This is a genomic window from Aeromonas sp. QDB17 (genome assembly GCF_027705305.1).
Classification (GTDB): Bacteria; Pseudomonadota; Gammaproteobacteria; order Enterobacterales; family Aeromonadaceae; genus Aeromonas; species Aeromonas caviae.
The window spans coordinates 11,878-28,465 of record NZ_JAPDBP010000004.1; the positions used below are offsets into that span (position 1 = coordinate 11,878).

The window sequence follows — 16,588 nt, forward strand, 5'->3', positions numbered from 1 at the left end:
GTTATTGCTGTACTTCCGAGACGCCCTGTACCTTGACCTCTACCCGGCGATCCGGGGCCAGGCAGACGATCAGCTCACGCTTGGATTTGCTGGTGCAGCTGTCGCCGGTGACGGGAGACTGCTTGCCACGCCCTTCCACATTGACCTTGCCGGCAGGCAGGCCCTTGCCAATCAGGTAATCGGCCACGGTCCGGGCACGCTGCTCGGACAACTTCTGGTTGTAGGCCTCGGAGCCGATGCGGTCGGTATAGCCGATGACGGTGGCTGACCCGTCTTTGGGCCTGGCCTCTTCAATCTGGCTGTAGAGGGTATCCAGGGCCTGCCCGGCCTGGGGCTTGAGGGTGGCCTTGTTGAAGTCAAACAGCACGTCCGAGCTCAGGGTGAACTGCTTGTCGACCATCACGGGCTCGGGCGCGGGGGCGGGAGCTGCGACCGGCAGAGCCGGTGCAACCTGACCGAAGCGATAGACGGCGGCCAGGGAGAGCAGGCCGTTGTCCATGCGCAGGCCGGTATCGTCACGGCTGCCATACGGGGTGCTGTACTGGTATTCGAGGCGGGCTGCCCAATCCAGGCTCAGGGCATACTCCGCACCGAGCGCGCCGACGAAGGTGAAGCGGCTGTCGTTTTCCAGCTGATCGCTGTCGGTCCAGCCATAGCCGCCCCCGACACGGCCGTAAAGGTCCAGATTGTCCGCAACCGGGAAGCCCAGTTTCAGCGTGAGCTGAGCCAACTGGGCTTGCACGGAGTCATTGAAGGCCGCGCCATTGCGGGTGCCGCTGTACTTGAGCTTGCCAAGGTAGTCATAACCGAGTTCGACACCCAGATTCTGGTTGATCTGGTAACCGGCGAAGGCACCGGCGCCGACTTCATCGTCGTCTTTGTCGGTGATGGCGATGGCGTTGCTTTCATCGACACCGTAGAAGTTGGACCAACCCAGTTTGGCACCGCCATACCAGGTGTTGTCTTGTCCGGCTGCCTGGGCGTTGGCCGCAAGCAAGCCTGAAACCAGCAAGGTAATCAGTGTTTTGTTCATAGATGCCTCTGCAATCTTGTGTGTGGGGAGCGCGAATTCATGTCGCCTCGCCTCGTGGGTTGGGCCTGTGTTCGACCACAACACGTTTAAACGTAGCTCGCTTTTCTCGATCTACAAGCAACTGATATAAAACATATTGTGATATCCATCTGCATCATAGTGGAGACGGAGGGCCGCCGGGGAACCGTGACCCGAATCTGTGATGGGTGTCATATGGACTGCTTGTCCTTGTCGGCAAGAGGGCCGGCGAAGCGCCGGCCCTGGCAGGATGGCCTCCGTTATCGAGGGAGGAATTCGTACTCCTGTTCGATGAAGGCGGCAGCCCGCTCGCTCAGGGCGGCGTGTACCATTGTGGTGGGGTGGACCTGGTCCCAGAACATCTTGCCTTCACAGTTCAGCTCGCCCGCACTGCGGCGCGCCATGGGCGTTGCGACGGCCTGAGCCAGCAGGGGGTTGCCGGCGATGGCAAGGCGCTCCTCGGGATTGAAGGGGGCCAGCCGACTGTCGGTGGCGGCGCTGCGGGAGGCAAACGGCTTCCACACATAGCCGCCGCCATAGCAGGCGTGCTCGGTGTCGCTCAGGCCGAAGTTCTGCGGCTCGCGCAGCATCTCGGCAAACTGCTTGTCGATCTCGAACAATTTCACCATGCCGGTGGGTGCCAGCTGGCGTGCCAGGTTCAGCAGCAGCTGGTTGTGGTAGGCGGAGACATGGCTGGCCGCCTCGACCACCTTCTGGCTGCGGGCCGAGGGGTTCTGGCCCAGATCAGGCAGGTTGAACAGCAGAATCTGCCTGGCACCGTTCAATACCATGCGGTTGGCCGCATCGCTGATGGCATCGCGCACCCGCTTGGCATCCTGCTCGGTGTTCCAGCCATAGGCAAGGTAGTCGTTGGCACCGACCCAGAGGATCACAAGATCGTCGGGCTTGAAGCTGTCCTTTTGCAGGAACTGGGTCACCTCGTAATCCAGGTTGTTGATGACCTGATACTTGGGATTCCAGGAGATCTTGTTGTAGGCCACCGCAGTGGCACCCCCTTCCGCCTCGTTGGCGATGGTGAGCCCCGGGAACTGCTTGGTCAACTGCTCCAGCCAGACCGGCCCGTTGGAGAAGCGGCCCTGATAGTAGGGAGGGCTGGAGGGGAGGTAACCGCGCATCTTGCTGTACATCTTGCCGGTATCGGAGAGGCTGTCGCCAAACATCACGATGCGGGAGAAGGCGGGGCGACTGTCGGCTGCCTGAACTGTCAGCGCGAAGAGTCCCAATAAACACACAAACCATTTCTTCATCTTGTTGTTCTCATTGGTTGGAAGCAGGTGGTTCCTGCAGGCTGTTCCTCGATGGCGGCGGGCTGGGAACCCGCATGGCCAGGTGAGAAGGTATCCACTCGAATACATTTTTGCAGCATGCCGTGGCCATTTAATCGCTTGCGATCACATCACTCCTCCCTGAGTGGGGAGGCTTCACGTTTGTTTCACGCGCCCCCGGGCAAGATGCCCTCATACCGCAAAGACAGGAGCATGAAATGAACAACGCAAAAGCAATCGCCCTGGTGGCCCTGATGTCCGTCTCTTCTTTCGCCATGGCGGCCTACACCGGCCCCAAGGAGCAGAACAAGGTATCGGTCGCCCAGTTGAAAGACGTGGCCGATGATCAGTGGGTGACCCTGGAAGGCAAGCTGGTCAAACACCTGGGTGGCGAAAACTACCTGTTCCGTGACGACAGCGGCGAGGTGGAAGTGGAGGTGGACGGTGACGTGTGGCGCGGTACCGAGGTGGGCCCTGACGATCTGATCCGCGTGCGCGGCGAGGTGGACCACAGCTGGAACAAGACCGAAGTCGAGGTGGAACACCTGGAGAAGGTGGGAGCAGCGCCCCTGAGCAAGGGCGGCTTCATCGCCAAGTAAGCTTTCTGGCCACAGTAAATGGGAAGGGCGCTCCGGGAGCGCCCTTCTTGCATGCCATCAGCCAGCCCGGCTTGCGACGGTTCGCTTGAACCCCTTCTCGGCCTGATTGACCTTGTAGAGATAGCGGCGAGCCTCTGCCTTGGGATGCTGTTCGGTCAGTACCTGATAGACGGCCTCGGGGGAGAGGCGGTTGATCATGCCGGGGGCCGCCTTGCGATCGTTGGAGAAGGTGTTGAGCACCCCTCCCGCACCACCGTTGTAGGCGGAGATCACCGCATAGCGGCGGGACTGGGGATCCTGGATATCCGCCAGATAGACGGTCTGCAGCAGGTGCAGATAGGCGGTCCCCACATCGATGTTGTAGGCCGGATTGAACAGATCTTCCCTGGTCGGCTGGCCATCCTTGCCCTTGACCCTCACATAGACATCCCGCCCAGCGGTAGCCGGGATCACCTGCATCAGGCCATAGGCGTTGGCGTGGCTGACCGCATAGGGGTTGAAGCTGCTCTCGGTCTTGATCACCGCGTAGATGAGACTCTCGGCGACGCCGTACTTGCGGGAGGCATCGCGGATGATGCTGGCGTATTTGTAGCCGCGCCTGTCTTCGTGGTTGGCCACCATGGGAATGTCGATGAAGAAGATGTTGCGGATCCCGAGGGTGCGCTTCTTCATCGCGTTGGCGATCAGATAGTCGGCATAACGCTCTGCACGCCAGCTGGAGCGGATCGCTTGTCCCTGGTTGTCCAGCACCTGGCCATAGAGGAAGGGCTCGCCACCTGGCATGATCTCACGGTCGGAATAGAGGTCGACCTCTGCCGGATCGTCCGGGGTCAGCAGGGTTTCGATGATGGCGCGACGCAGGTGGGCGCGGGGATCCAGACCTGAGACGGTCTCCACCATAATGTGACCGCTGGAGAAATCGATGTGGGCGCGGCTCTTGTACTGATCCGTGTATTTGACGTAGTCAAACTTGCCCGCGAACAGCGCCTCGCGCCCCCATATCTCGTTCACGTTATGGGAGAGCGCACTGATCATGTGTTCAAAACCGCGCACGTCCTTGCCGTTGACCAGATCATCATCGCCACTCCCGCTGGTCTGGGGTGTGGATGAACAGGCAGAGAGAAACAGCAGGGCGCACAGCAGCCCAAAAAAACGACCCATAAGATCCTCAAACCGGGCGGTGGGGCCGCCCGTCACTGACTGGCCTGAGCCAGGATTGGTGTCACCCTGCGGCATATTGACGACTCAGGGGGACGCTGGCCCTTTGACTCGATTCCCGCTCACTGGCTGGGAGGGGTGTAGCCGTCGATCTGGACTTCACCCGCGTCGAACAGATAGCTGACCATCTCTTTTTCCAGCAACTGGCGGTGCTCGAGATTCATCATGTTCAGCTTCTTCTCGTTGATCAGCATGACCTGCTTCTTCTGCCACTCGGTCCAGGCTTCCTTGCTGATGTTGTCGAAGATCCGCTTGCCGAGTTCACCGGGGTAGAGTTGGAAATCGAGACCCGGCGCTTCTTTCTTCAGGCGCAGGCAAAATACGGTACGGCTCATGTTGACCTCTGTGGTTGCAAGTCTGGTTGTAAGTCCGGGTAGGCGAGCAGACGGGCCGTGGCCGCCGCCAATCCCACCTCGGCAGGATGGCGTAAGTTATACCAGAGTCGGGTATCCGCTTCCATGAGCAGGGGGGCGGGCGGAACAGCCATTTCGATCAGCAAAGGGCGGATATCGAGGTGGAAGTGGCTGAAAGTGTGACGAAATCCAGCGAGCTCCTGATAGGCGGCATCCTCCACCCCCAGCTCCCGCAGTCGTCCGGTCACCTCTGTGAGGGATTCCACCTGCGGGAAGCAGTAAAGCCCGCCCCAGATCCCTTGCGGCGGACGCTTCTCCAGCAGCAGCTGATCGCCGTGGCGGATGATCAGCATAATGCCGTTGCGTGCCGGAATGCTCTTCTTCGGCTTGCTGTGAGGGTAGGCGGTGGGGTTGCCCTGCGACAGCCCCTGGCAATCGGCCTGCACCGGGCAGCGCTCGCAGGCGGGCTTGCTGCGGGTGCAGACGGTGGCCCCCATGTCCATCATGGCCTGGTTGTACTGGGCCACCCCGACGCGCGGGGTGAGGCGGGTCGCCAGCTCCCAGAGATCGTGCTCGACCTGCTTCTGGCCCGGCCAGCCCGCCAGCGCCAGCCAGCGGGTGAGTACCCGCTTCACGTTGCCATCCAGGATGGCGTGGGGCTGGCCCAGAGAGAGGGAGAGCACGGCCCCGGCGGTGGAGCGACCGATGCCGGGCAGAGCCATCACCTCTTCCAGTTGTTCCGGAAAGAGGCCGCCGTGCAGATCGCGGATCTGCTGGGCAGCCTTGTGAAGGTTACGGGCGCGCGCGTAGTAGCCAAGCCCGGTCCAGTGATGCAGCACCTCGTCGATGGGGGCGTTGGCCAGGGCCAGCACGTCGGGGAAGCGGGCCATGAACCGCTCGTAATAGGGGATGACAGTGGCAACCTGGGTCTGTTGCAGCATGATCTCGGAGACCCAGACCCGGTAGGGGGTTTTGTTCTGCTGCCAGGGCAGGGTCTTGCGGCCGTGGATATGGTACCAGTCCAGAATGCGGGTGGCGAAGGTGGTGTTGTCTGAATGGCTCACAGTGTGCTCATGTTCTGATGATAAGTCCGCCCGCCATCAGGAGGGCGATCCCCGACCCGGCGCATGGCAAAGGTCGAGTGTAGGTTATTGATTAAAAAGGGGAGCTCTCGGGCTCCCTCAGAATGGGCGGTGACCCTCCCGGGGGAGGGCCACTGGATGCCGGCAGATCAGCCGCGCCAGTCTTGCAGCGCCTTGAGGCTGGCATACTGGCCGCCGACCTGCAGGACGATGTAGTCCTGGGCGATGGCTGCCAGGATGACACCGGGGGCGATCTCATTGCCCTCGCGCCACTCCCGTCCATTGAGCACCACGGCCCGCTTGGCCGGGTCGGAGGAGTAGTTGTGGGCACCATAGGTCAGGGACGGTACCTGCTGTTTCAGGGCCGGGCCCAGGGCGCCGAGGGGGATGGCACTGGTCTGGACCTGAGCCTGGGGCGCACTCTCTTCCACCAGCGGCGTGTTGTTGAGGGCGGCCATCAGCCGTTCTGCCAGACTCTGTCCCCCCTGGTTTGCGGTAGTCGCAGCCGGGGTTGCGGCAGGTCTTGGAGCGACCACGGGCTCCGGCAGGGGGGGCGGCAGCGGCCGGGTGATCATGGGCCTGGGTTCGACCCGCACGAAGGGGGGAGTCACCACTTCCTTCACTTCGACATGCTGTTCAACGGGTTTGAGGTGATAGAGGTGCCAGCCATAGTTGGCTGCGGCGCCCATCACCAGGGCCAGGGGCACCAGGGCCCACCAGATCCAGCGGCGGTTGGGCTCCTCTTCCTGGCTCACGGGCAGACCCATGAGCGGCATATGAGGAGTGAACTGGGGCTGGTCGGCCCGGCGCAGGGCCTTGAGCAGGGTGGACATCAGGAGGCCTCCTCGACCATGGGATCCGTCTCATCATCTGCCACGCTGTCGAGATCGACCGGCGTGCTGGCTCGCAGGGATTCATCCTCCAGCCTGGGCATGGGTTCGCCGGAGGCCACATTCAGCCGCAGCAGGGTGTTGCTGCCGGCGATGCCGTCCGGGGTCAGTCCCTGCTCGCGCTGGAACTGTTGCAGCTTGTTCTTGAGGGTGGCATCGAAGCGGCTCACCTTGCGATCGGGTTGCTGCATGGCGCGGCTAAGGGCGTTGTCCAGCCACTGCACCTGGGCAGCCCCGGCATTGCTCGCTATCAGGGGCACGTTGCCCTTGGGCATGCGCCAGAGCAGGGTGTAGCTGCCGCCCCAGGCGTCGGAGAGCCACTGCCTGTCCACCTGCCAGCTCTGGTTGCCGATGAGCAGGGAAGCCTTGTCCGCCCCCAGGCTGACCAGGGTGGCGTAATAGAGGCCGCCGGTCTCGTCGGTGAGACTGATGAGGGCCGGGTATTGCAGCGCCTGCAATTGTGCCAGGGAGGCTTCTCCCTCCTGGCAGCGCAGGCCCGCACGGGGAGCATTGTCGCAGGTTGCCTCCTCCAGCTCGGCCTGGTAGCCCCATACCTTGTAGAGATTCTGCATGGCGACGTCCGGCTCCAGCGCCTGATTGATGGCGCGGGTCAGCTGGGCTTGCTGCTCCGGCGTGTCATCCACCTTGACCGGTACCTCGACCTTGACCAGGGGGCGGGCTGGGAAGAATCCGAAGAATTGCCAGCCCCACCAGCCGGTGGCGACCAGCAGGGCGCCCACCAGGGCGACCGTGAGGCCGGATTGCCAGCTTCCCTCGTCGCGAATGCCGCTCACCTCATACGCGGACTGGCTGATGTCCCCGTGCACTATCTTGTGGCTGCCACGGGCGAAGGCGGCGATGAGGGCGCGGTCGCAGATGAGGTTGATGAGACGGGGAATGCCTCCGGAGAGGCGATGCAGGGTCTGGATGGCCCTGGGGGTGAAGATGGGCTGGACGCAGCCTGCCACCTGCAACCGGAAGCGGACATAGGCATCCACATCCTGGCGCGAGAGCGGCAGCAGGTGATAGCGGGCGGTGATCCGCTGCGCCAGCTGGCGCAACAGGGGCTGGCGCAGCATCTGTTGCAGCTCGGGCTGGCCGATGAGCACCACCTGCAGCAGTTTCTTCTCGTCTGTCTCCAGATTGGTGAGCAGTCGCAACTGCTCCAGCACGCCGGGCAGCAGGTGCTGGGCTTCATCCACCAGCACCACGCTGCGCTTGCCTGCCGCCAGATTCGCCAGCAGATGATCCCGGATAAGGTCGAACAATTGCTTGAGGCTGGCCTCTTCGCCGTAGGGCAACTGGAATTCGTCGCAGATGGCGGCCAGCAGATCCCGCTCGGTCAGAGAGGGATTGAGGATGTAGGCGATCTCGGTGTCGGCGGGCAATTGCTGCAGCAGGCAGCGGGAGACGGTGGTCTTTCCCGTACCCACTTCCCCGGTCAGCAGCACGAAGCCGCCACCGTCCTGCAACCCGTAGTTGAGGTGGGCGAGGGCCTCCCCGTGACGCTCGCTCATATAGAGGTATTTGGGGTTGGGCGAGATGGAGAACGGGGGCTCCGACAGACCGAAGAACTGTGTGTACATAAGGATCCATTCCATTGTTATGGGCGGCAGGTTAAAGCCTCCCAAAAGGGATGTCAAAGACCCGGATACCATAAGGGGAGCTGGCTCGAACCACGGGCTGAGTCGCCCGGGACGATGGCGGGAAGCAGCCGCCCGGCCGAGTGATGGAGAGCCCGGTGCGACGGGTGCACATCGTCTCTCTTGGCCAAAAGCGGTATCATCGGGGCAAGTTTATCGAGGGAGAGTGCTCGTGCAGATTTATCTGGTCGGAGGGGCGGTGCGGGATCGCCTGTTGGGATTGCCCCAGGGTGACAGGGATCACCTGGTGGTCGGCGCCACGGTGGAGCAGATGCTGGGTCTCGGATTCACCCAGGTGGGCCGAGACTTTCCAGTCTTTCTTCACCCCAAAACCCAGCAGGAGTACGCCCTGGCGCGCACCGAGCGCAAGCAGGGGCAGGGTTACACCGGCTTCGTCTGCCATGCCGCCCCCGAGGTGACGCTGGAGCAGGATCTGCTGCGCCGGGATCTCACCATCAACGCCATCGCCGAAGATGAGGATGGGCAACTGCACGATCCCTACGGCGGCGTGCAGGATCTGGAGGCGCGGTTGCTGCGCCATGTCTCGCCGGCCTTTGCCGAGGATCCTCTGCGCATCCTGCGGGTGGCGCGCTTCGCCGCCCGTTTCCATGCCCAGGGGTTCGTGGTGGCCCCCGAGACGCTGGGGCTGATGCGCGAGATGACGGAGGCTGGAGAGCTGGCCCATCTGACCCCGGAGCGGGTCTGGAAGGAGCTGGAAAAAGTGCTGCTGGGGTCGACACCCCAGATCTTCTTCGAGGTGCTGCGCGAATGCGGCGCACTCAAGGCGCTCTTCCCCGAGCTCGATGCCCTGTTCGGTGTGCCGGCACCTGCCAGATGGCACCCGGAGATCGACACCGGCATCCATACCATGATGGTGCTGGCGCAGGCATGTCGTCTCTCCCCCGAATTGACCGTGCGCTTCGCGTCCCTCTGCCACGACTTTGGCAAGGGGCTGACTCCGCCCGCCTTCTGGCCGAGCCATCACGGCCATGGTCAGAAGGGGTTGCCGCTCATTCGGGATTTTTGCGAGCGCTTCCGGGTGCCGAACGAGTGTCGCGATTTGGCCCTGCTGGTGAGCGACCTGCACACCCATATCCACATTGCCTTCGAGCTCAAGCCCGCGACCCTGCTCAAGGTATTCGACAAGGCCGATGCCTGGCGCAGACCGGAGCGCTTTGCCCAGCTGCTCGATGCCTGTCGCGCCGACTTCCACGGTCGTACCGGCTTCGAAGAGAAGGTCTACAGTCAGCCGGACTATGTCGCCGAGGCCCTGGAGGCGGCGCAGGCTGTGCCGGTCAAGGAGATAGTGGCGGCCGGCTTCAAAGGGGAGGCAATCCGCGAGCAGCTTGCCAAGCGGCGGCTTGATGCCATCAGCCGGGTGCGCGACGAGTGGACCTTCATCGAGGAGTAAACGCCGCAGCCGATCGACGCTCAATCGACGGCGTAATATGGGCGAAGCATAAAAAAGCCCGGGTCAATGACCCGGGCTTTTTGTCGTGCGGCGTGGGCTGCTCAGGAGAAGCAGGCCTGCAGCACGTAGAAGATGGCGATGGCCAGGATGGCGCCCGCGGGCAGGGTGATGACCCAGGAGACCACGATGTTGCGCAGCACGCCCAGGTTCAGGGCCGCGATGCCCCGTGCCAGACCGACGCCCATGACGGCACCGACCAGGGTCTGGGTGGTGGAGATGGGCAGACCGGTGCCGGAGGCGATCACCACTGTGGCGGCGGTGGCCAGCTGGGCGGCGAAGCCACGGCTCGGGGTCAGGTGGGTGATGCCGGTGCCGACGGTCGCCATCACCTTCTCGCCCATGGTGGCCAGACCGATGACGATGCCGATGCCGCCAAGGGGCAGGATCCACCAGGCGATGTGGGAGCTGCCGCCGATCTCGCCGCCGGCCGCCACGATGGAGGCGACTGCAGAGAGCGGACCGATGGCGTTGGCCACGTCGTTGGAGCCGTGGGCGAAGGCCATGGCACAGGCGGTGATGATCATCAGGATGCCGAACACCTTCTCCACGTTGGCGAAGTGCATCTTGCTGTCATCTTTCGGGTTGTACTGCTGGCCGCGGATATAGATCCAGCCGGCAAACGCCACCGCGATGGAGATGGCGACGGAGAGCAGGACGCCCTCGCCATTGCTCAGGTGCAGACCGACGTGGGTCAGCCCCTTCTTGATGGTGACCAGGCAGATGACCAGGGACGTCAGGAACATGTAGAAGGGGACATAGCGCTTGGCGTTGTCCAGGGGGTTGTCCGTGTTGAAGATGAGCTTCTGCACGCTGATGAACATGAAGTAGGCGATGATGCCCGAGATGGCCGGCGTGATGATCCAAGAGCCGACGATGCCGCCAAACTTGTTCCACTGTACCGCTTCCGGACCGATGCTCACCACGGCGAAGCCCACGATGGCGCCGATGATGGAGTGGGTGGTGGAGACGGGCCAGCCGAAATAGGAGGCCAGGATCAGCCACAGACCCGCAGCCAGCAGGGAGGCGATCATGCCGAGCACCAGCAGATCCGGCGTGTCGGCAAAGGCGTTGCTGTCGATGATGCCGCTGCGGATGGTGGCCGTCACTTCGCCACCGGCCAGATAGGCACCGGCGAACTCGAAGATCATGGCGATGATGATCGCCTGACGGATGGTCAGGGACTTGGTGCCGACCGATGTGCCCATGGCGTTGGCGACGTCGTTCGCACCAATGCCCCAGGCCATCAAAAAGCCGAACAAGGCCGCCACGAGCACCAGGGTGGTGCCGTAATTTGCGATAATGTCCATTAGTAGTGTTTACCCAGTCAGTCGATTACGAACGAGCCAGCATCAATTCCAGACGGGCGCCAACGCGCTCTGCCTGATCAGCCAGGTCACCTACCCATTCGAGGATCTTGTAGAGGAACATAACGTCGATCGGATTGTATTTGTGCTCAACGGCTTGCAGCTGTTGGCGCAGTCCGATCTGCATGGTGTCAGTATCGTCCTCGATGAGATCCAGCTGGTGGATCATCTCGGCAACCATTTCAACTTCACGTCCTTTAAAGCCGGTTTCGAGCAGCTCATCGAGTTCTCCGATGGCTTTTTCGGCTTGGGCGGTCGCATCGATACAGCGTTTGAGATAGGCCATGAAATCGGCGCGCATCTCGGTGGGGAATTCCATCTTGCGGCCAAGCATGCGGCCGGAAATATCCTTGGCACGGTTGGCAATCTTGTCCTGCTGGGTCAAGAGCTCCAGCAGATCGGTACGAGCGACCGGCAGGAACAGGCCGCGGGGGAGTTTCAAGCGGATTTCGCGCTTGAGGATATCCGCTTCTTTTTCCAGCTGGGCGATCTGTTGCCGGATCTTCTCGGCATCTTCCCAGCGGTCTTCGGCAACGGCATCAAAGAAGGGAATGAGCTGTTCGCAGCACACGTGAACCTTGACGATATGCTTCTGCAGCGGCTTGATGGGGGACTTGGCAAAAAGACCCAAAATAGTATTTACTGGCATGGCCAAACCTGTGTCGGTGAAAAAACACTCGATACGATTTTATGAGGGGCGCATGGTAACCGAACTGTGCCATCAATAAAACCGTGAATTAATCGTGAACTGTCGTTGGCATTATATCCTCGCGACCCTGAACATGCCCCCCAAAGTTGCCCGCCAGCCCGGAATGACTATGCAAACTGAGATCGAGATAAAGTTTTTCGTCACCAGCAATATTCAAGAATCCCTCTCCAACCTTCTGAATTCACTAGAGATTATCTCTTCCAATCAAGCCGCTCTTGGCAACGTCTATTTCGACACGCCCGATCTGGGTTTGCGTGGGCTCGAGATGGGGTTGCGCATTCGTCGCAGCGATGATTTTTCCGAGCAGACCATCAAGTGCCGGGGGCAGGTCGTGGGCGGATTGCACGCCAGACCCGAGTACAACACCCCGGTAGAGGGAATCATTCCGACCCTGTCTGCCTTTCCTGCCGATATCTGGCCGAGTCTGGCAGTGCGCGATGAACTCCAGAGCCGTCTGGTGGCCCAGTTCAGCACCGATTTCCTGCGCCGCCACTGGCTGATCGCATTCGGAGATGCCGAGATCGAGCTGGCCTGGGATCAGGGGGAGATTGCCGGTGCCCTGGGGCGTACCGGGATCGACGAGCTGGAGCTGGAGCTGAAATCCGGCGATGCCCGCGCCCTGCTCACCCTGGCGAGCAAGCTGGCGGCGCTGGGAGGATTGCGGCTGGGTGCCCAGTCCAAGGCGCAGCGCGGATACAGGCTGGCTGGGCTTGGCAAGCCACAGGCCGTGCAGCCCCTGCAAAGGATTGAGGGCAAAGATCAGAAGGCCAGCATTACCCTGGGTATGCAGCACTGGCAGTATCATGAGCAGCTCTGGCTCGAGAGTGGCGATGCTGGCGAACAACAACGGGCGCTGCATGCCCTGCTCGAGGGGGTATCCCTGGTTGCCGAGGCGGCAGGCACGCTGACGGTGCCCCCCTCCTGGCTGGCCGACCTGCAGGCGCAACAGCGTCTGATGATGCAGGTATCCGGGGATCGTGCATCACTGCATGCCCTGTTCCACCATGCCGACCTGGTGGGCCTGCAGCTGTCCATCGCGGCCTGGCTGCATCTGGGGGCGTGAATCCTCTGTGGTGCAGAGCGCAAAAAGGTGAGCCCGGGCTCACCTTTTTTTATGGCATTTTGCATCTTGAGCGGCGCTATCAGTTCACCACGGCCACGTTGATGGTGCCGTTGCCCTGGGTCATGCGGACCCGGGCACCAGGTACAAAGGTGGGGCTGGCCTTTTGTACTACCACGATGGATTCGCCGTTCTCTTTCTTGATCTCGAGCTCGACCCCGTCAACCTGGTTGAGTTTGTCCCCTGCCGCCTTGCCGGCCGCCGCACCCGCGATGGCGCCACCGGCCGCCGCGATGTCACTGCCACGACCGCCGCCTATGGTGCTGCCGAGCAGGCCGCCGACCACGGCGCCGCCAATGGTGCCGATCAGGGAGTTCTCATCGGCCTGGATCTTGACGGGGCGGGTGGAGAGGATGGTGCCATAGCTGACGGTCTGTACCTGCTTGGCGCGATCCTTGGTGTAGACATCGCCGGAGTAGACGTCGCTGTTGGCACAGCCAGTGATGGCGGTGGTGGCCGCCAGCAGGGTGACGAGAGCAATACGTTTGAACATGATGGGCCTCCTGGGCGGGCATCGGATTAATCTGGTGATGAATTGCACTTTACGCCAACCAGATTGCGCATTAAACCCGCAAAGTGTAACCAATTATGTGGCCGGAAGGCTCCCGTGCCGGTGGCGGATGGTCAGGTCAGGGCTTTTTCCAGCAGCAGGCGATCCTCGCCCGGCCCGAAGTAGCCTCTCTCTTCTGCCAACTGCTGATAACCCAGCCTGAAGTAGAGGCGCTGGGCCGGATTGGCGGGATCAACGGTCAGTCTGACCCGCTCAACTTCCAGTTTCAGCAGTCCCTGCTCCACCTGCAACATCATTTGCTCGGCCAGGCCGAAGCCGCGCGCTTCGGGGCGCACCGCGAGGGAGAGCAGCCAGCCCTGCGACCGATCCTGACCAAGCCCCCCCAGGGCATAGCCCAGCAGCCGGCCTTCCCGCTCCGCGACGACCAGCAGTTCGGGCCACAGATCCATGGCCTGTCGAAAGAAGAAACCGGGGTAGACATCCTCGCCGAAGACATCGGCATCTATCTGCCAGATGGCGTGCATGTCGGTGTGGGTGGCAAGGCGCAATACGGGGGACGAGTGCATCGGGGCTCCTCTGATCGGGTCTCTGCTGCGGGGCAGCCAAAAAGGAGGCACAGGGTAGAAGGGGCGGGGAGTCGATGCAAGGGGGGCATTTGTGGCATGCCGCGGATAAAGAAACAGGGCCCGCAGGCCCTGTGTCATCAGAGGAGGCTGGTCGCCTGCTCCAGCCAGGCGAGATCCTCGCCCTCCAGCAGCGGGCTCAGACGGCGGTAGACCTCCGCATGGTATTCGTTGATCCAGCGGAACTCCGCCGGGCTCAGCAGGCTGCGATCGATGAGGCGGATGTCGAACGGCACATAGGTCAGTCGCTCGAAGCCCAGCATCGGCAGCTCGCCACGGGCCTCCTGTTCGGTCACCACCACCAGGTTTTCACAGCGGATGCCGAAGGCATCTTCCCGGTAGTAGCCCGGCTCGTTGGAGAGCACCATGCCCGGCTGCAGGGCCACCAGGCTGCCCTTGGGGGCGATGCGCTGCGGGCCTTCGTGCACGCTGAGGAAGTGGCCGACCCCGTGTCCGGTGCCATGGTCGTAGTTGTAACCGGCTTGCCACAGGGGCATGCGGGCCAGCACGTCGAGCTGGATGCCGGCAGTGCCACGGGGGAAGCGGGCCTGATCCAGGGCAATATGACCCTGCAGTACCCGGGTAAACATGGCTCTGTGCTCGTCGGTTACCTCACCCACCTTGACGGTGCGGGTGATGTCGGTGGTGCCGTCCAGGTACTGGGCGCCGGAGTCCACCAGATAGATGCTGTCCTGGCCGAAGGCCCGCGGGGTACCGTTGGTGTGGCGGTAGTGGCACATGGCGGCGTTGGGGCCGAGTGCCGAGATGGTGTCGAAGCTCGGCTCCACATAGTGCTCCTGCTCGTGGCGGAAGGCTTCCAGCTGGTCGGCCAGGGTGCCTTCGTCCACACCGTCGAACTCGCCGCTGGCGATCAGGCGATCCAGCCAGGCCAGGAAGCGGGTGACGGCAACGCCGTCGCGCAGGTGGGCGGCACGCATGCCGGCCAGCTCCACGGGGTTCTTGCACGCCTTGGGCAGCATGGTGGGATCCTGGCCGGCCACCAGAATGGCGCCTGCCTCTTCCATCACGAGCTGGGTCCAGGCGTTGGCGGTGTTGGGGTCGGCCAGCACCTTCTGCTGATCCTCGCCGATGCGCTGCAACACGTCACCCAGCTTGTCGATGGGGTAGACGGAGACATCCTGCCCCACGTGCTGACTGAAGGCGAAGCAGTCGATCTTGTCGGTATCGACGAAGAAATCCATGGTGGTGTTGGCGTAGAGCACCGCAAAGCCCAGCACCACCGGCAGGCGTTCCACGTCGCGACCACGCAGGTTGAGCAGCCAGTTGATGGGCTCGGCCTGGGTCAGCAGCACCGCATCCAGCCCGCGCTTGCGCAGATCGCTGGCCAGCATTTCGCGCTTGGCCTGGCTGGACTGGCCCGCCAGCTCCTCGCTGTAGAGGATGACAGGGCTCTTGGTCGGGGCGGGACGATCGCTCCAGTGCAGATCGATGGGGTTCTCGTCGATGCGCACCAGCTCGATGCCGCGCTCGGTCAGCACCGCCTTGGCATTGTGATACCAGGCCAGGCTGTGCAGGCGGGCATCGAAACCGACCCGGGAGCCTGAGGGCAACTGCTCCGCCAGCCACTGCACGTGGGGGTCTTCATTGAGGTGGAGAAACTCGAACAGCTCGGCCGGCGCCTGCATGCGCGCCTGCACGGTATAACGACCGTCGATGAACAGGGCCGCCCGATGCGCCATGATGATGGCGAGCCCGGCGGAGCCGTTGAAACCCGTGATCCAGTCCAGCCGCTCGGCATAGGCGGGAATGTACTCCCCCAGATGCTCGTCGTCGTGGGGAACGATGAAGGCGTCCAGCTCCAGCGTGGCCAGTGTAGCCCTGACCTGGGCGACGCGGGTTTCAATAATCTCGAAATGGTTCATGTCGTTATTGCCAGCTTGTGGTGATGTGAGTGTTCATTGATGGTGGCCGCCTGCCAGGATCTGTCTGATCGATTGGCCTGCCGCCTCGATGTGTTGCTTGAGCAGTACCACTGCCTCGTGCTTGCGCCGGGCGCGGCACAGTTCAAGGAGTCGGGCGTGCTCCCGCTCGGCCTTGTCCACGCCGCCCTGGGCGAACAGCAGTTCGAAACGCACATAACGGTCGCAGCTCAGATTGATCTGGGCGATCAGTTCCAGTGCCTGGGGGCGATTGGCTGCCTGGTAGAGGGTGGCGTGAAAGCGGTGATTCAACTCGGCCCAGTGTTCGATCTGGGTACCAGACTCCAGCGCCAGAGCAAACTGGGCGAGGATGGCTTGCGCCTGGGCGAAGGTTTCCTCCGTCATCAGGTCGACGGCGTGGAACAGGGTATCGGCTTCGAGCAGTGCCCGCAAATAAAAGAGCTCCTCGATGGCCGAGGCATCCAGCATGGTCACCACGGCGCCGCGATGGGCCTCGAACTTCACCAGCCCCTGGGCTTCCAGTTGCATCAGGGCTTCCCGCACCGGGATGCGGCTCACCGCCAGCTCCTTGGCGATGGCGTCCTGGCGCAGGGGGGCGCCCGCTGCAAACTCGCCACGCAATATCCGGCCGCGGAGGTTCTCCATCACCATCTGGGTTCGGGTCTTGTAAGGTGGGGTCATGCTGGGGTCACGGGCAGGTTGCAAAATTGTATATTGTATAAAGTTTGGCTGAATCTAACGCGCAAGGGCCGTCAAGGCAAGGCTTG

The 16,588-nt window shown here is 62.4% G+C and carries 16 protein-coding genes; 3 read left to right on the plus strand and 13 right to left on the minus strand.

Annotated elements, in window-relative coordinates; translation table 11 throughout:
• Position 1: 1 nt before the first annotated feature.
• Both ompA and OKC41_RS04840 read right to left on the minus strand, forming a co-directional pair.
• Positions 2 to 1,033: a porin OmpA gene (gene ompA, locus OKC41_RS04835; protein WP_010675746.1), complete on the minus strand. Its 1,032-nt coding sequence runs from the start codon at positions 1,031 to 1,033 to the stop codon at positions 2 to 4.
• A gap of 278 nt (positions 1,034 to 1,311) precedes the next feature.
• Positions 1,312 to 2,319: an SGNH/GDSL hydrolase family protein gene (locus OKC41_RS04840; protein WP_201894614.1), complete on the minus strand. Its 1,008-nt coding sequence runs from the start codon at positions 2,317 to 2,319 to the stop codon at positions 1,312 to 1,314.
• Positions 2,320 to 2,555: 236 nt separating this feature from the next.
• On the opposite strand from OKC41_RS04840, the gene OKC41_RS04845 reads away from it, so the two are divergent.
• Positions 2,556 to 2,936, plus strand: coding sequence for a YgiW/YdeI family stress tolerance OB fold protein (locus OKC41_RS04845; RefSeq protein ID WP_039040598.1), 381 nt, complete (start codon positions 2,556 to 2,558; stop codon positions 2,934 to 2,936).
• Between the two features lie 57 nt (positions 2,937 to 2,993).
• On the opposite strand, the gene mltC is transcribed toward OKC41_RS04845, so the two are convergent.
• The 5 genes from mltC to OKC41_RS04870 form a co-directional block, all read right to left on the minus strand.
• A complete protein-coding gene (mltC, locus tag OKC41_RS04850) occupies positions 2,994 to 4,097 on the minus strand; it encodes a membrane-bound lytic murein transglycosylase MltC (protein WP_010675743.1) in 1,104 nt (367 codons plus the stop codon).
• A 119-nt stretch (positions 4,098 to 4,216) separates the two neighbouring features.
• Entirely contained in the window at positions 4,217 to 4,489 is a 273-nt protein-coding gene (locus OKC41_RS04855; protein ID WP_010675742.1) for an oxidative damage protection protein, read from the minus strand.
• Positions 4,486 to 5,571, minus strand: a complete 1,086-nt coding sequence (gene mutY, locus OKC41_RS04860; protein ID WP_201894615.1) for an A/G-specific adenine glycosylase — start codon at positions 5,569 to 5,571, stop codon at positions 4,486 to 4,488. The genes OKC41_RS04855 and mutY overlap by 4 nt, the downstream gene beginning before the upstream one ends.
• Positions 5,572 to 5,738: 167 nt before the next feature.
• Positions 5,739 to 6,422, minus strand: a complete 684-nt coding sequence (gene exeB / locus OKC41_RS04865; RefSeq protein WP_201894616.1) for a GspB family T2SS assembly factor variant ExeB — start codon at positions 6,420 to 6,422, stop codon at positions 5,739 to 5,741.
• Entirely contained in the window at positions 6,422 to 8,065 is a 1,644-nt protein-coding gene (locus OKC41_RS04870) for an ExeA family protein (RefSeq protein WP_053288783.1), read from the minus strand. Before OKC41_RS04870 ends, exeB begins: the two co-directional genes overlap by 1 nt.
• A 229-nt stretch (positions 8,066 to 8,294) precedes the next feature.
• Here OKC41_RS04870 and OKC41_RS04875 point away from each other — a divergent pair, with 229 nt between their 5' ends.
• Positions 8,295 to 9,533: a multifunctional CCA addition/repair protein gene (locus tag OKC41_RS04875; protein WP_010675738.1), complete on the plus strand. Its 1,239-nt coding sequence runs from the start codon at positions 8,295 to 8,297 to the stop codon at positions 9,531 to 9,533.
• Positions 9,534 to 9,634: 101 nt separating this feature from the next.
• Here the strand turns inward: OKC41_RS04875 and OKC41_RS04880 are convergent, their stop codons facing one another.
• Together OKC41_RS04880 and OKC41_RS04885 are read right to left on the minus strand one after the other, a co-directional pair.
• Complete coding sequence (locus tag OKC41_RS04880; RefSeq protein WP_010675737.1) at positions 9,635 to 10,900, minus strand: inorganic phosphate transporter; 1,266 nt, start codon at positions 10,898 to 10,900, stop codon at positions 9,635 to 9,637.
• 25 nt (positions 10,901 to 10,925) lie between these two features.
• Complete coding sequence (locus tag OKC41_RS04885) at positions 10,926 to 11,606, minus strand: TIGR00153 family protein (protein ID WP_010675736.1); 681 nt, start codon at positions 11,604 to 11,606, stop codon at positions 10,926 to 10,928.
• A 169-nt stretch (positions 11,607 to 11,775) separates the two neighbouring features.
• Between OKC41_RS04885 and OKC41_RS04890 the strand changes: the two genes are divergently transcribed.
• A complete protein-coding gene (locus OKC41_RS04890) occupies positions 11,776 to 12,729 on the plus strand; it encodes an inorganic triphosphatase (protein WP_201894617.1) in 954 nt (317 codons plus the stop codon).
• 79 nt (positions 12,730 to 12,808) lie between these two features.
• Here OKC41_RS04890 and OKC41_RS04895 read toward each other — a convergent pair whose 3' ends face one another.
• The 4 genes from OKC41_RS04895 to OKC41_RS04910 form a co-directional block, all read right to left on the minus strand.
• The gene (locus tag OKC41_RS04895) at positions 12,809 to 13,279 is read right to left on the minus strand and encodes a glycine zipper 2TM domain-containing protein (RefSeq protein WP_010675734.1); all 471 of its coding nucleotides are present in this window, start codon (positions 13,277 to 13,279) and stop codon (positions 12,809 to 12,811) included.
• Positions 13,280 to 13,410: 131 nt separating this feature from the next.
• Positions 13,411 to 13,863: an N-acetyltransferase gene (locus tag OKC41_RS04900; RefSeq protein ID WP_010675733.1), complete on the minus strand. Its 453-nt coding sequence runs from the start codon at positions 13,861 to 13,863 to the stop codon at positions 13,411 to 13,413.
• A 137-nt stretch (positions 13,864 to 14,000) separates the two neighbouring features.
• Entirely contained in the window at positions 14,001 to 15,803 is a 1,803-nt protein-coding gene (locus tag OKC41_RS04905) for an aminopeptidase P family protein (RefSeq protein ID WP_201894618.1), read from the minus strand.
• 33 nt (positions 15,804 to 15,836) lie between these two features.
• Positions 15,837 to 16,502: a GntR family transcriptional regulator gene (locus OKC41_RS04910; RefSeq protein ID WP_201894619.1), complete on the minus strand. Its 666-nt coding sequence runs from the start codon at positions 16,500 to 16,502 to the stop codon at positions 15,837 to 15,839.
• Positions 16,503 to 16,588: the final 86 nt, after the last annotated feature.

Coding starts and splice junctions, on each gene's coding strand:
- ompA (WP_010675746.1), bottom strand. CDS start 1,033: ATGAACAAAACACTGATTACCTTGCTGGTTTCAGGCTTGCTTGCGGCC.
- OKC41_RS04840 (WP_201894614.1), bottom strand. CDS start 2,319: ATGAAGAAATGGTTTGTGTGTTTATTGGGACTCTTCGCGCTGACAGTT.
- OKC41_RS04845 (WP_039040598.1), top strand. CDS start 2,556: ATGAACAACGCAAAAGCAATCGCCCTGGTGGCCCTGATGTCCGTCTCT.
- mltC (WP_010675743.1), bottom strand. CDS start 4,097: ATGGGTCGTTTTTTTGGGCTGCTGTGCGCCCTGCTGTTTCTCTCTGCC.
- OKC41_RS04855 (WP_010675742.1), bottom strand. CDS start 4,489: ATGAGCCGTACCGTATTTTGCCTGCGCCTGAAGAAAGAAGCGCCGGGT.
- exeB (WP_201894616.1), bottom strand. CDS start 6,422: ATGTCCACCCTGCTCAAGGCCCTGCGCCGGGCCGACCAGCCCCAGTTC.
- OKC41_RS04870 (WP_053288783.1), bottom strand. CDS start 8,065: ATGTACACACAGTTCTTCGGTCTGTCGGAGCCCCCGTTCTCCATCTCG.
- OKC41_RS04880 (WP_010675737.1), bottom strand. CDS start 10,900: ATGGACATTATCGCAAATTACGGCACCACCCTGGTGCTCGTGGCGGCC.
- OKC41_RS04885 (WP_010675736.1), bottom strand. CDS start 11,606: ATGCCAGTAAATACTATTTTGGGTCTTTTTGCCAAGTCCCCCATCAAG.
- OKC41_RS04890 (WP_201894617.1), top strand. CDS start 11,776: ATGCAAACTGAGATCGAGATAAAGTTTTTCGTCACCAGCAATATTCAA.
- OKC41_RS04895 (WP_010675734.1), bottom strand. CDS start 13,279: ATGTTCAAACGTATTGCTCTCGTCACCCTGCTGGCGGCCACCACCGCC.
- OKC41_RS04900 (WP_010675733.1), bottom strand. CDS start 13,863: ATGCACTCGTCCCCCGTATTGCGCCTTGCCACCCACACCGACATGCAC.
- OKC41_RS04905 (WP_201894618.1), bottom strand. CDS start 15,803: ATGAACCATTTCGAGATTATTGAAACCCGCGTCGCCCAGGTCAGGGCT.
- OKC41_RS04910 (WP_201894619.1), bottom strand. CDS start 16,502: ATGACCCCACCTTACAAGACCCGAACCCAGATGGTGATGGAGAACCTC.